The 14,190-nt window shown below is 40.1% G+C and carries 13 protein-coding genes; all 13 read right to left on the bottom strand.

The genetic code is table 11. The features are described 5' to 3' along the window. Window positions 1-24: 24 nt before the first annotated feature. On the bottom strand, window positions 25-1,017 hold the full coding sequence (locus tag ACE1CC_RS20670) for a glycerophosphodiester phosphodiesterase (protein ID WP_413272320.1): 993 nt from the start codon (window positions 1,015-1,017) through the stop codon (window positions 25-27). A gap of 6 nt (window positions 1,018-1,023) precedes the next feature. After that, a complete protein-coding gene (locus tag ACE1CC_RS20665; protein WP_413272319.1) occupies window positions 1,024-2,757 on the bottom strand; it encodes a serine/threonine protein kinase in 1,734 nt (577 codons plus the stop codon). A gap of 242 nt (window positions 2,758-2,999) precedes the next feature. Next, a complete protein-coding gene (locus ACE1CC_RS20660; protein ID WP_413272318.1) occupies window positions 3,000-4,607 on the bottom strand; it encodes a peptide ligase PGM1-related protein in 1,608 nt (535 codons plus the stop codon). Between the two features lie 281 nt (window positions 4,608-4,888). Further along, window positions 4,889-5,449, bottom strand: coding sequence for a DUF421 domain-containing protein (locus ACE1CC_RS20655; RefSeq protein ID WP_413272317.1), 561 nt, complete (start codon window positions 5,447-5,449; stop codon window positions 4,889-4,891). A gap of 34 nt (window positions 5,450-5,483) precedes the next feature. Then, window positions 5,484-6,875, bottom strand: a complete 1,392-nt coding sequence (locus ACE1CC_RS20650) for an RNA-guided endonuclease InsQ/TnpB family protein (protein ID WP_413272355.1) — start codon at window positions 6,873-6,875, stop codon at window positions 5,484-5,486. Window positions 6,876-7,017: 142 nt separating this feature from the next. After that, window positions 7,018-8,307 carry an aminopeptidase P N-terminal domain-containing protein gene (locus ACE1CC_RS20645; RefSeq protein ID WP_413272316.1) on the bottom strand — a complete coding sequence of 430 codons (1,290 nt, stop codon included), beginning with the start codon at window positions 8,305-8,307 and terminating at the stop codon, window positions 7,018-7,020. A 136-nt stretch (window positions 8,308-8,443) separates the two neighbouring features. After that, entirely contained in the window at window positions 8,444-9,259 is an 816-nt protein-coding gene (locus ACE1CC_RS20640; RefSeq protein WP_413272315.1) for an MBL fold metallo-hydrolase, read from the bottom strand. A 189-nt stretch (window positions 9,260-9,448) separates the two neighbouring features. Beyond that, on the bottom strand, window positions 9,449-10,036 hold the full coding sequence (locus tag ACE1CC_RS20635) for an anthranilate synthase component II (protein WP_413272314.1): 588 nt from the start codon (window positions 10,034-10,036) through the stop codon (window positions 9,449-9,451). A gap of 122 nt (window positions 10,037-10,158) precedes the next feature. After that, window positions 10,159-10,653 (bottom strand): diacylglycerol kinase, encoded by a 495-nt coding sequence (locus tag ACE1CC_RS20630; protein WP_459563889.1) that lies wholly within the window; start codon window positions 10,651-10,653, stop codon window positions 10,159-10,161. A gap of 210 nt (window positions 10,654-10,863) precedes the next feature. After that, a complete protein-coding gene (ybeY, locus tag ACE1CC_RS20625) occupies window positions 10,864-11,355 on the bottom strand; it encodes an rRNA maturation RNase YbeY (protein ID WP_413272313.1) in 492 nt (163 codons plus the stop codon). Between the two features lie 45 nt (window positions 11,356-11,400). Further along, the gene (locus ACE1CC_RS20620; protein WP_413272312.1) at window positions 11,401-11,616 is read right to left on the bottom strand and encodes a DUF3285 domain-containing protein; all 216 of its coding nucleotides are present in this window, start codon (window positions 11,614-11,616) and stop codon (window positions 11,401-11,403) included. Window positions 11,617-11,941: 325 nt separating this feature from the next. Then, window positions 11,942-13,067, bottom strand: a protein-coding gene (gene prfB / locus ACE1CC_RS20615) for a peptide chain release factor 2 (RefSeq protein WP_413272311.1) whose coding sequence is annotated in 2 segments (ribosomal slippage) — window positions 11,942-12,991 and window positions 12,993-13,067 — 1,125 coding nt in all. Because the reading frame shifts where the segments join, the coding sequence is not laid out codon by codon here. Between the two features lie 195 nt (window positions 13,068-13,262). Continuing rightward, complete coding sequence (locus ACE1CC_RS20610; protein WP_413272310.1) at window positions 13,263-13,991, bottom strand: Bax inhibitor-1/YccA family protein; 729 nt, start codon at window positions 13,989-13,991, stop codon at window positions 13,263-13,265. Window positions 13,992-14,190 lie beyond the last annotated feature (199 nt).

The following is a 14,190-nucleotide window of genomic DNA, read 5'->3' as shown; positions in this document are numbered from 1 at the left end:
TGGTAATTTCTCGTTATTAATACTTTACCATATTCGCTGAATTACTGTTAATGCCGTATTAGTAAAATCAGTAAATACGCCATCTACACCTAAGTTAAAAAATTGCTCATATTCTGTTTCTGGATTATCGTTATAATCGCGTGCTAAATATTGCTTTTCGTTACGGAAAGTGTAAGGATGAACTAGTAATCCTACAGCATGAGCATCGGCAATTAAAGATGTAGGATTTAGTAATTTGCCATCACTATCTACAGGGATAATCATTTGTTTATTTGGGCCGATTCCGGCGGCGTATTCGGCAATTTTTGCTAATTCTTGGGGTGCGGTTAAGTCTTGGTAGGTGCGCGAATCGCCATTCATCACCAAGTCAAAAGGTTGCCCAAAATTTTCTAGTAATTGAATCAATGGTAAATCAGTTAATTTTCTCAACTTTTGCAAATTTCCAGTTTCAAAAGATTGGATAAAAATCGGATCTGTAGCAGATTTATATCCGTTATTATGAAGAATTTCAATTAATGGTTCTTCTAAAGGTAAACCAATGGAAGCAAAATAAGTTGGGTGTTTAGTTTCTGGGTAAATTCCGATCGATCGACCAATTTCCCCACTTTTCACCTTGACCAAATCAATAATTTCCTGAAAAGTCGGAATTGAGAATTGATTGTTAAAACTTTGATCTCGAAAAGGCAATCTTTCTTTAGCTTTCAGGGTTTTAATCTCTTCTAATGTAAAGTCCTCAGTAAACCAACCAGTGATTGATTTACCATCAATTAATTTAGTAGTTTGACGATTAGCAAATTCGAGGCATTCAGCTACATTAGTAGTAGTAGAAATTTCATTTTCATGACGTGCAATTAATACACCATCTTTTGTACAAACTAAATCCGGTTCAATATAATCAGCACCTAAACTAATAGCTAATTCATAAGATGCTAAAGTATGTTCTGGACGGAAACCGCTTGCGCCTCGATGGGCAATAATTATAGGTGGTGATGAATTAAACTGTAAATAATTTCGCATTTTTACTTAACGCCAACCCAACATTTTTAGAACGGGTACAACAAAAAAGTGAGTTACACTTAACCAGAAAGCAATTATGATTCCCATACTACTAAAAAATACCATATTAAAAACAGGATTTGCCCAGTTAAAGCTGCTGATAAAATTATTATGTATGCCGAATATGCCAAGTATGATTACAACAATATTCATCACTAATTGTAATAAACCTAACAAGGCAAAAGATGTACCTACACTACTAATCAAAGCATAAACTATTTTATGGCTTGGTAAACCTAAACCCCAAATTAATATAAAAGTTGCTACTCCTATCATTAATATAGAATCTTGTGGTAACATGGCGCTTGATGGTACTTTTTGCATAACAAGATAACCTAATCCATAACTTACTATTCCCAGAATTGTTGCAGTTAAATAACGCCGTTTCTGCCCTAAATTTCCGGCTAACATTAAGCCCCAAGCAGTCACTAAACCAACGCAACTAAATAAAACAATTCCTGAAGTAGGGAAGATAGTAAGATTAGTTAATAGAGGCAAATTTTCGGAAATCAAGTAATCTAATTTTTTAGCAAAAGCTGTTTGATAAGCTAATAAATGACCCACTATCGCCCCAGAAAAGCCACCAATTCCACCTAAAGTTATTAGCCATAAAGTACTCAGAAAGGCTTTGGTTAAATGTGCGATCGCTTTCCAAAATAAAACTATTGTTTTTGTAATTGATTGACCAAATAATGCTAAAATAGCTAATGACAGTTTAAATAAATCAGCGGGTAACTTGCTAATAACTTGAAATATTGCTTTAGCAACAGTTGATGTAATTGTTTGAGAAGATATTTTTCTAATTCTAGCTAATAATTCATTAGCATTCGCTGGTCTTTTTTCAATATTTGGCTGGATCATATCATCCAGCAAATTAGCCAAACCTGGGCTAACATTAGTAAAATTTTCCCAATGTAAATCTCCGGTTTTAGGATCTTCCAAATCTAAGGGATATTTACCTGTAAGTAAGTGAATGCAGGTCATTCCTAAAGCATAAAAATCAGCATTAGGCCCAACTACCGCCCCGGCAATTTGCTCTGGGGGACTGTATCCCGGAGAAAATAACCTTGTTGAACTTGCCTGATAATTAGCTTGTTTAGCACCTATTTGTTTTGCCCCACCAAAGTCAATTAATACTATTTGTTCTGTGCCTTCTCTTAACATTAAATTGGCGGGTTTAATATCACGATGAATAATTTTACGTTGGTGTAATTCTCGTAAAATATATACAGCTTGTTTGAGCCAATTTTGCACCCATGCTTCCGGCAAACCTTGATATTGATGATATTCTAAAATATCTTCTAAAGTTTTACCGGAAATTTTTTCCATTACTAAACAGGGCAAAACAACTTCTGGAGACTTTCCGAAAGTAACCTGAAAAAAACTATCAGGTTCTACTTTTGGTACTCCGGGATGGCGTAAACTTGCTAAAACTGTGGCTTCTTGTTCAAATAATGCTAAAGCTTTGGGAGAAGTTTCTAGTAGAACTTTTAACACTCGCTCTTTTTTAGTTTTTTCATCCCAAACTGTATAAATCGCAGCAAATCCTCCAACTCCTAATTTTTTGAGTGGTATATAACGGTTGAAAATTCGCAATGGTGCGCCACAAACACTACAAAAATTATTGCTCCTCGTTTGGGGATAAGGGCGTGGACAATGAGGATTAATGCAATGGGCAGCTGTGGCAACAGTTTGAGTCACTTGATTTTCCTTTATCTTCACTTTAATAGAAGTTCATGATTGTTTGCTGCCAAACAGGATCAAATTATAGCATAAGGAATCCTTGTTACTATCTCCCAATTAATCTCTGAATAAACTCTGAAGCAGTGAATAAAATAAATTCCAATATCTAGGTTTTTTTACCACAGATAAACACAGATGTAAGCCTAGTCTTCTTGTTGGGTAGATGATGTAAAATAAATGTCTATTTTTGCCAAACTATATTACTCATGCCAAGTCATTGGTAAACAATGAGATGATAAAGCATAAGCGTCAATAGCTGTTTCTTTGGTTTCTTCATCTAAAACTTTAACTACTTTGTGGTAAATATCTTTAGCTTGTTGGGGAGAATTACCAATGCAAGTTAATCCTAATTTACCAAATTCTGAGAGACAACCCATTAAATGAAATACTGTTCCTGTCTCGGTACTCGTATCAAAATGTAAGCGATGATCGGCGATAATATCCATCAAATCATTTGGTAACAAACCGCGATAACGTTCTTTTTGTAAGTTATCAGTAGCCATATAATATTTGGCGCTACCTTGCTGACTATAAAATACGCCAGTTGCCATATCATAACGCCCAGTTGTTAAGAATTTCAGAGTCATAAACGGGTGAGTAGTACCACCTTTTCTCAGGTTAATTTCAATTGCTTGTAAATCCCATTGCGCTTTACCTGATACATCAGGTTGACGTACAGCAATAAAGTCAACGCCAAACCTTTCTAATGCACCTTTTTCGGCGAGATTTTTTCCTACTCTTAATCCTAATTCTTGCAACTTTAAGCGATAAGATTCTTGGGCGGGGAAATAGCAACCTAAGTAAATTTGACCGTCAGAACCGCCTAAAATTTGGTCATGAGTTGAGAGAATTTCTACTTCACCTTCGGGGGTTATTCTACCTTGAACGCTAGGACTGTGCTTTTTTTCTCCTTCTATAAAAGCTTCGACAATTGCGCCTAGTTCAGGAATGCGACTAGAGAAGTTTTCCCATGTTTCATTTTTAGCTTGGAAACTCATGGAAGTAAAGCGATCGCTAATCGCCCCCACTCTTTCTCGATGGGAAACAGTACCAGGTGCCATATTAGCTATTTCTCTCAAGTCCAAAACGGCATTTCCTTCGCCTGAAAAACCTTCATTTAGCTTAACTACCATCCTTAGTAAATGTGGTTGACGTTCCCAAAGTTCCGCAGCTGCTTCTGCTAAATCATCAGCATTATTTACCAGTTCGCTTCCATCAGGATAAGGTACGCCACTCTCAGCAAAAATTTGCCGACTTCCGCTTTTACTTCCCCAGTAAAGTAAGTCTGGATCTGCGGCTAATAAAGGTACTTCTAACTGTAAGGATAAATCTTTTTCTAATTGAGTAGCGTTATAACAAATCATAAAAGATTTATCTGGTCTTAATGCTTGACGAATCCGCTGCATTAAACGAGGACGTTCTAATATTTTTTGGGTTAAAGGTTTGGCAGAAGAATCATAAGTGGAAAATAACATTAAGCGATCGCGTGCATGAGAAAATGGAATTCCTGGCAGCAATTGTAAGTAATAATCAATTACTATTGGTGGCAAAGGTTGTGAAGTTACGTAAATTACTCTGGTTCGCGGATTTCGCAACCGTATTAACGAAAAAAGTAATCGTTCTTCGTAATTCAAAAATCCTTCCACTTTCTGTAGTTCCCGCTGATCTAAACTTACAGAAGGAATCACTAAAATATCATAATCTCCCAGATTAACACCTTCGATACTCTGCCAGCGATCGCGCAATTGACCTTGCAGAAAGCGAAACTTTTCCCCTTGAGAATCTACAGAAAAATCTACAACTTGCATTGCTCCAGCCCCAACCTATTTTCACTAACAGTAATTTACTTAATTTTCCGTCCGTTGCAAACTATTTTCCCGAAACAGTAAAAAAAATTATTATCTCTAGCCATATCAGCGAGTAACCGCAGTAACAATAGTTAATTTTATGACCTTATCTAACTTTTCTGCATCTCTCTAGCAGCAAGTAAATTAATAACTTAGCAGAGTAATTAAGTACTTTTACTCAACTTACCCTGCTTCAGTAGCAACCCAAAAAGCCTAGTTGCTGAAAATTCTCGGACATCAAATTATTTATTCTGTGGCATAAGTTCAGATTCATCCTGTGATACTTCTTTAGAAATAGTAGATTTTGCTGAGTTAGTAATCACACTAATGTTGCCATCCGACTCCATAAATGCTAATTTTACTTCACTCATTTTTTGCACTCCCTGTTTCCGCAGCATACTCATTAATTCATCTTGACTAATTAATTGTTGTTCCAAATTTTGTCGCATCATTCTGCCATTAACTACCAATGGTGTTGGCGGCGGATTTAAAAAGCGCTGAAACCTCCGAAATTTGAAACCCAACCAATTTAAGGTGTAACTCCAGAAAATAATTGTACTTACTAAAATTACACCATCAGAAATCGCCGTATAGTTGCTTGCCATTGCATTTTGGGCAGCTTCAGCAAACAACACTACTACTAGCAAATCGGAAATTCCCACCGTACCAATTTGACGGTTAGGAAGAAAGCGCAGAATCGCAAATAACATCAAATAAACTAGCGTTCCGCGCACAAAAAGTTCGGCAATTGAGGTACTGGGAACCAATACCTTATACCAATCAATCTTAAACAGTAAATCCATCTTGACATCTCCCCTTTTTGAAACAAAGGGGATTCTAAAAGGATGTTGCGTAGCGATCTAAAGATACGCTACGCAACGTCTTTTTACGATATGATTTATCCAACCTATTGAACAAATCAATTCGTTGTGGCATTGTCAAAGATGCCCTACCCACCTCGGCTAGGCAAACGCCTAGCTGTGTGGCTACCTTCTTGATAATGTTCGCGGCTGCGTTCGCATCAGCGTTGACTAAACAACCCAACTTCGTGCGATACAAACCACGCCTAATTCTTGTACCAGATGCCTTCCACGTTTCGGGTTTTTCACCGTGTTTTGGTAGAGAGTCACCATCAAGAAATGAAGCGACAGAAGTATTGGCTTCCTCGGTAATCGTAAGTTGAATTCCGTACTCAGAACAAAGTTGTTTGAGTCTTTCGATTAACCGTCCCGTAGGGATAACAACAAAATTTTGATTGTTGCGTTTTCCCATATCAGGGCGGTTTTTCTGTGATTCATTCCAGCCGATCACCAAATTCCCAATCCGGTCATTTAAGCATTGATTGATAATAAATCTAGCAGCCTTATTAATCGCATCGCGCATTTGATTGTTACGTTTACGCTGAATTCTGTCCAGGTTTTCATCCCAATAAAATTCGGATTTCCCTTGTTTGTATTTAGCTACCAAACGACAGTAACCTTGATTCATTGATTTCAGTTTTTTACCATCAATAATCAGGCTTTTTCCGTGAGTAGAAACACCAGTTAACCAATTAGTTCCACCATGATCGAATCCCCACGCTTGAGTGTAATCCAGGTTAGGGTTGATATTAATTGGCTTTTTTCCGTCGTCAATTATCCAGTCGATCCAGAATTCTCCTAAATTAGGGCGAATTCTCACTTCTCTCACCCAATCAGCATCGATAAATTCTGGCAAAAGAAGTGAAATTTCTGTAATCAATTCAGGTTTTGTTTCCCTACTCACAGACGGATAAAAGCACCCATTTTTGTAAATGAGTGCTTGTTTTGGGAAGGTAATTGCTGCTAGTCCGCCCTTCTTTCGATATTTAGGTAATGATGGCCTGTCAACTTCTCCTTGGTAGTAGAGATTTACCAATTTGTTGTAACTATTAATTGATTCACCAACCGTTTGCAAAGTTTGTTGTGCGGCTTGTGCTGCCAATGCTTTGTAGTGGGGATTGTCTTTGTGCACTTTGTCTAACTGTGGATAAGTTGTGTGACACCTATATGTCTTCCATCCCGACCGCAGTTCATCGCCAACCCAATAAGTTGTGAAGGAATTATCCATATTTGACAGCCTATCGTAGTAGACTTGACGAGTATGGTAAATGGCGCAATTTATTAAGCTATTTGAATTTTTACCTTGGTCAACCCAAAAAACTTTTTCTTCTTCGGTAAACTTAGCTTTAATTGGAACAGTCTTAAACAGAGTTATCACCTCCTTTTATGTTTTTAGTATATCTTAAATTGAGCGAAGAAACACGGGGATTAATCCCCGTGCGTTGCGTTTCATCCCCTACTTAAAAGCTAGGGGTTCTCACGCTCCCATCATTCCTTGATAGAAAGCGGTTTTATTTGGGTACACCAGCAGTCAAAATTTCATTTCCTGACTCGGTGACTAACACATCATCTTCTATACGAACTCCAATACCGCGCCATCTGTCATCTATCTCAGGTTGTCCTTCTGCTGGTTGGTAATCAGGTGAAATATAAATTCCTGGTTCTACAGTTAAAATTTGTCCCGGTTGTAAAGTTTGCCAAGCATCTTCACCATATTTATAAATACCTGCATCATGCACATCTAAACCTAACCAATGTCCGGTTTTGTGCATATAAAATGCCTTGTATTTCTCCTCTTTAATTATTTCTTCGATGTCACCTTGTAACAGTCCCAACTCAACTAACCCTTCCGTCAAAATTCGCACTGCGGTATCATGTCCTAAGTTCCAAGGATTTCCCGGTTTTACTTGGTCGATCGCAGCTAATTGTGCAGTCAAAACTAAATCGTAAATAATCTTTTGTTCCGGTGTAAATTTGCCATTTACGGGAAATGTCCGGGTAATATCGCCGTTATAATATTGATAGCAACAACCTGCATCAATTAACAGCAAATCATTTTCTTGTAATTGCCGATCGTTCTCAATATAATGTAAAATGCAAGCATTCGCGCCCGAAGCTACAATCGAAGGATAAGCTGGCCCCATGCCACCCCGCAAGCGAAAAATATGTTCCATTTCTGCTTGAATTTCGTATTCGTAACGTCCTGGTTTAGCGAATTCTCTGGCGTGATTATGTGCTTCTACAGAAATTGCGATCGCCTTTCTCATCAATTCTAATTCCGCCTCACTTTTAATCAAGCGCATCGGATGAAGTATAAAATTAGAATCTTCAATAGCGATCGGACCTGTACCCCGTTTAGAATAAGTAGCAATTAACCTTTGCCAATGGGAAAGGATAGTTTCATTAAATTTGCGATCGCGTCCCAAATGATAATAAATTCTATCAGCTTTCTCCAAATACTGTGGCAACTTTTCATCTAATTCAGTAATCAGATAAGCCTCATCAGCACCATACTTTTCCTTCGCCGCATCCACCCCTACTCGATATCCCGTCCAAACTTCCTTTTCTTTATCTTTTGGTTGCACAAACAAAATAAACCGATGTTCCGCATGATGAGGTGCTAAAACTGCTACCGCATCCGCCTCATTAAACCCCGTCAAATAATAAAAATCGCTATCTTGTCGGTAAGCATACTCCACATCATTGTGCATCACCGCCACAGGCGCACTGCGAAAAATAGCAACACCATTGCCAATTTTCGCCATTAACTCTTCCCGACGCTTTTTGTACTCTGTTTGCATAAGTGCTGACTATCTAAAAACTATTATGATATTCTAACTTTAGTTAATTAGCGCGAAATAACTTTGTAACCTTGTAAGTTTGTAGTAGCGACTTCAGTCGTTCCCTTACTACAAACTTTAAGAATTGATAAAACCTTTAACTACTCCGTCTTGGCTCAACAGGAACAGAATTAAACTGATAACTCAAAATCTTAACAGTAGAACCACTAGCAGGCAAATCAGCAGCATTAATAGTTACAGAATCACTATTAATATTGCGAATAGGCATACCACTACCATCCGTCAACTTCAAAAACTCCTCCACACCCACAATATCGCAACTATTAGCATCAGCAGCCTGAGTCCGGTAATGAGTAGGAATTACCAACTTTGGATTCAGAGATTTAATTGCTTCCATTGCTTGATTTGGATTATAAGCTTTCGCACCACCACCCACAGGAACCAGCAACAAATCTGGTTTTCCCATGAGAATTCTTTGCTCAATTTCAATTGGTGCAGCCGCCCCTCCTAAATGCAAAATATTAATCCCACCTTGAGTCCAACGCCAAGCAACATTCGTCCCAAACCTGCGTCCACCCAGCGTATCATGATAAGTACGAATACCTTGATACTGAATACCGTTAAACTGATAAACACCCGGTTCATAAAGTATTTTAGGATTACCAGGCAATCCTTCCACCGCACCTTCATCAAACAATTGACTACTAATTAACACCAAATCTGCCTGTACATTTGGCAAACGATAACCAGCAGTACAACCAATTCTGCGAAAAGGATTCACTAAAACACGCTGATTACCACTAGTAAACAAAAAGCAAGTGTGCCCCAGCCATCTAATTGACAGCGAATTACCCGTTTGGGCTTGCGTTGCTTGCCATCCTGAAGCAATAGCAGTACCAAAAGCTGTAAGCAAACTCGCCCCCGTATAACGTAGCAACTTTCGCCGTTTCATGATTCCCTATTTTTTACACAACCATAGAGATTCTACCCTTTAAAAGGGGACTGGGGACTGGGGACTGGGGCGGGGTTAGGGGTTAGGGGTTAGGGAGGTAGGGAGGTAGGGAGGTAGGGAGGTAGGGAGGTAGTTAAATAAATTATCCCCCCATCCCCCCATCTCCCCATCTCCCCATCTCCCCTGCACCTACAGGGACTTGAGAAAGTTCCGCAGCAGTTGTTTTCCCGAATTGGTGAGAATACTTTCTGGGTGAAACTGAACTCCTTGGATATGGGGATAATCTCGGTGACGCACACCCATAATTGTGCCATCTTCCACCCAAGCAGTAATTTCCAAAACTTCTGGGCAAGTTTCTTTCTCAATAACTAAACTGTGATAACGAGTAGCAGTCATTGGAGTTTCCACATCTTGAAAAACTCCCACGCCTTTGTGATAAACCGGAGAAGTCTTACCGTGCATTAATTCAGGGGCAGAAACGATTTTACCGCCAAACACTAGACCCATTGCCTGATGTCCCAAACAAACGCCGAGAATTGGTAAAGTTGCACCCAAATCTCGAATCAAATCTGGAGAAATCCCTGCATCTTCAGGTCTTCCGGGCCCCGGAGAAATTACCACTCCATCTGGTTTGAGTTCGCGAATTTGCTCTAAAGTAATTTGGTCATTGCGGTAAACCTGAATATCAGCAGCTAGAGGGAATTCAGAAGCTAACTCTCCCAAATACTGCACCAGATTGTAAGTAAAGCTATCGTAATTATCAATTACTAGAATCAAATTTTTATACTCCTTTAGCCAAACAATTTCCGATTTCTGATTCTCAATTTTAGATTGACCCGATCGCTAAAGCCAAGGGTCGAGAAAACAGAGACAATTTTAAATTTTACTCTCTAAAATTGCTAATCAAAAATCGAAAACAGATTTGATTGCACCATTAGCGCAAACAGAGGCGGCAACAACAACGAACCTGCCACTAAAATAGCTGCCAGAGCGGAAACTAGCACAGCACCCGCTGCACAATCTTTAGCAATCTTAGCTAGTTCATGGTAAGTTTGCTTCACAGTTAAGTCAACTACTGACTCAATTGCCGTGTTAATTAACTCCATTGCCAGGACTAATCCGATCGTAATTCCTATCAGAGACATTTCCACTGGACTCAGATGGAGAAAAATGCCTAGTGAAATTGCGAGAATTCCGATCGCAACATGAATGCGAAAATTACGTTGGGTACCAAAACCATATCTCAGTCCCGCCCAAGCATACTTAAAACTTACCAGTAAATTAGAAGCAACCTGCCAAGCCAGGTCACGCTTTGGCTGTCCTACCTGTTCCGTTTGATTATTGTTTGATGGCGAAACCTCACCTGAGACAGAAACGGAATTTGATGGCGAAATCTCATCAGACACAGAAACGGAATTTGATGGCGAAACCTCACCAGACACAGAAGCGGAAGTAGTAGCTACGATATGGCGATTTGAGGACTTAGAATTTTTTGATGGCATCAGTTGTTGATTCAGTTTCATGTCTAGCACACACAGAGAAAAGAATAAATTAAAATCAACCCGTTCTACTGCCTGCACAGACATAAGAAATACTTATTTTGTCTAAATAGCAAGGCCAATAGTTTCCAACAAGCTAGTCTGTTGATGCAGCATCCGCCTCAAACTCTCATCATCAGGATGATCCCATCCTAAAAGATGAAGTAAGCCATGAGCAGCTAACCAAGCTAACTCTATTTGCAAAGAGTGACCTTGTTGTATTGCCTGCCTTTGAGCAGTATCAACAGAAATTACAATATCACCCAGGTAGAGCGGCAAAGACTCTAGCATTTCATCTGGCTGAGGAATATCAACTTCTAAAGCCGCAAATGCTAAAACATCTGTTGGCTTATCTTGCTGACGATACTGAGCGTTAAGTGAGTGAATTTCCGCATCGTCAGTGAGGCGGAGGCTAAGTTCATAGCTTTTTGCTGAGGAATTGTTGGGTTGCAAAGTTTCTAGCCAAGCGTAGAACCAGTTCTGCCAGGTTTCCTCATCAACCCCAGTAGTTAGGGATGACTCCGAAAAATAATCCTGTACATTCAGTTCTACTTCCACGCCAAATCCTCCGATTCCGAATTCCCATCCAAATTTTTCTATTTATCAACGAGTTAGATAAGAAAGACCTATCAGAACCCCTAACAAGCTAATAGTCGTCAGAAAAAAGTGTTTCAGAGAAGTACCCCGCTTACGTACCATATTACGCATTGCCAGTTTCACATAACTAGGCCGTGGTTCACCAGTAGTTCCTACAGGTGGCGTGGTAGTTTCACAGGGAGAAACTTCCGGTGGTTGGGTGGGTGAAGTTGGGTTACTCATAACGATTTTTAATTCTACAGAATATACTAGCTACTATTTTTCCATTTCAATGTAACAAGTTTGATTAGTCCCTTCACAGCATAGTATTACCGATCCTCAGAATTTGTTTAAGACAATCAATACGGAGGCTCTTGGGACAAGGTGACAAGGTGACAAGGTGACTGGAGACTCTGAGAGTTTTCACTCTCCAGGGCGGGTGAGAGCAGATAAATCTTTACTCACAACAGAAGAGTCAAATACAAAACCCGCCCTGGAGAGAGTTTTGAGTTAAGGAGTTTTTTGCCCCTCTGCGCCTGGAGCCCCTCTGCCCCTGGAGCCCCTCTGCCTAAGCAGAATTACTTTCCACCAATTGATTTTCTTGGCGTAGGTAAGCTTGAATAAATGGATCGAGTTCGCCGTTCATGACATCCGTAATTGCAGTAGTTTCTACACTGGTACGGACATCCTTTACCATTTGATAGGGATGGAAAACGTAATTACGGATTTGGTTGCCCCAAGCAGCTTCTACTATGTCTCCGCGAATTTCGGCGATTTCTTGGGCGCGTTGTTCTTGGGCTATTACTAGTAGTTTTGCTTTGAGTCTAGCTAAGGCTTTCTCCTTGTTTTGTAGCTGAGAGCGTTCTTCAGTACAGCGGACAGCAATACCAGTGGGGATGTGCTTAATTTGTACCGCTGTTTCTACTTTGTTAACGTTTTGCCCGCCTTTTCCGCCAGAACGAGAGGTGGTAATTTCTAAGTCTTTGTCTGGGATGTCCAATTCTACGGAGTGGTCTAGAATTGGCATGACTTCTACGCCTGCAAAGCTGGTTTGTCTTTTACCGTTAGCATTAAAGGGCGAAATTCTGACTAGGCGGTGAGTGCCTTTTTCAGCTTTTAAGTAACCGTAAGCGTAACGCCCTTCAATTTCCAAGGTAGCAGATTTAATTCCTGCTTCATCCCCTTGGGAAATTTCTGCTAAATGCACTTTGTAACCTTGGCTTTCTGCCCAACGTCTGTACATTCGCAGTAACATTTCTGCCCAGTCTTGTGCGTCTGTACCTCCGGCACCTGCATTAATTGTTAAAACTGCGCCTTGATCATCATAAGGGCCGGATAATAACTGTTGTAATTCCCAGCGTTCTAGTTCTCGGTTGAGGTTACTTAGGTTAGTTTGGGCTTCGGTTAATAATGCAGTGTCGGCTTCTAACTCTAGCAATTCTACGATCGCTCTAGTATCTTCCAAGCTACTTTTCCAGTCATAGAACTGCTGTAAGTGCGATTTCAAATCATTCAGTTCTTGCAGAGTTTGTTGAGCCGAGTCTTGATCGTTCCAAAATTCTGGTTGCGAGGCTATCTGCTCTAAGTCTTGAATTTTAGCAGTCAGAGCAGGTATGTCAAAGATAGTCCTGGGTTTTACCCAGGCGATGAGATAAACTTTCGATTTCGCGTTTGATGTCTACTAATTCGAGCATAATGTTTGGCGTAGCGATCGACTATTTTTATCTTAACTATAAAAGGTCTCAGGAAAGAAGAAGTGGGTAGTTAATATAGACATCTCCAGAAATTAAAGGTGCGTTACCACCGAAAGATTGTAGAGACGTTGTATACAACGTCTCTACAATCGAGGAAAGGAGATGTCTAATATTTTCCCCATCTCCCCTGCTTAATTAGTCGCGACTGTTGATAGCGATAATTAACCGCAGGATGAAGACGAACAAGTTAATGTAGGTTAGGTACATTGACAGTGCTGCGGGTAAATACTGATCGTCGCGATAGCTGCGAGGTAAAACGTAGAAGTCTACCACAGCACAACCGACAAACAGAAATACACCGATACCGGAAATAGCGATTTCTAACCAAGTGGGTGTGAACACACCAAAAATGGCAAACAGGAATTGGGCAAGGCAAACTACAACTAAGGCAATGATGCCTAGTCTGACTGTTTTCGCCAAAGCCATGCCGTCAGGATCGGATAAATTAGAACCAATTTGACGGGCGGCAATAAAGGTAACGCCACAACCAAGGGCAGCAATGCCAATGCCTTGAATACCTACATTTTGCGTTCTGAGCGCCACAAAAACTAATCCACTTAGAGTGTAGCCAGACAGCAGGCTGTAGAGAGCCAGCAGGGGCAGCGCCACACTATTTTTGCCTCTTTCAGCAACGCCCTGAGCTACAAAAAAAAGAATTAGCTCCAGGATAACTGCGCCGATAAAAGTTGGGAAGAATAAGTTTGGGAAGGTTTTGATCACTCCCAAACCGCCATAAGTGCCTAATGCGGTTAAAACCAAACCAGCGCCAACATAAGGGAGGGCGTTAGCGATCACATTAGGGCCAACAAGTGCTTGGCTTTTAGATTGGCGAATTGCTTCGCGGAAGTTGCTAGTGTTGCTCATAGGGCAAGTTTTATGTTTCTTGATTAGTCAGCCATAAGTACCACTTAATTCCATTTTTACCCAGATTTTCCTTAAACAACTAGGAGGGGCATCGCGGGTGGTTTAGCTTTGGATAAAAATAAATTGGATTTTAGCGCGTCTTTAGCGCTAACGCATACGTATTTCTGCGGAATCTTGGGATCAACTCTGCACAGAATTC

This window comes from Floridaenema aerugineum BLCC-F46 (genome assembly GCF_041929345.1).
Taxonomy (GTDB): domain Bacteria; phylum Cyanobacteriota; class Cyanobacteriia; order Cyanobacteriales; family Aerosakkonemataceae; genus Floridanema; species Floridanema aerugineum.
This window is presented reverse-complemented; position numbering and strand designations above follow the sequence as displayed.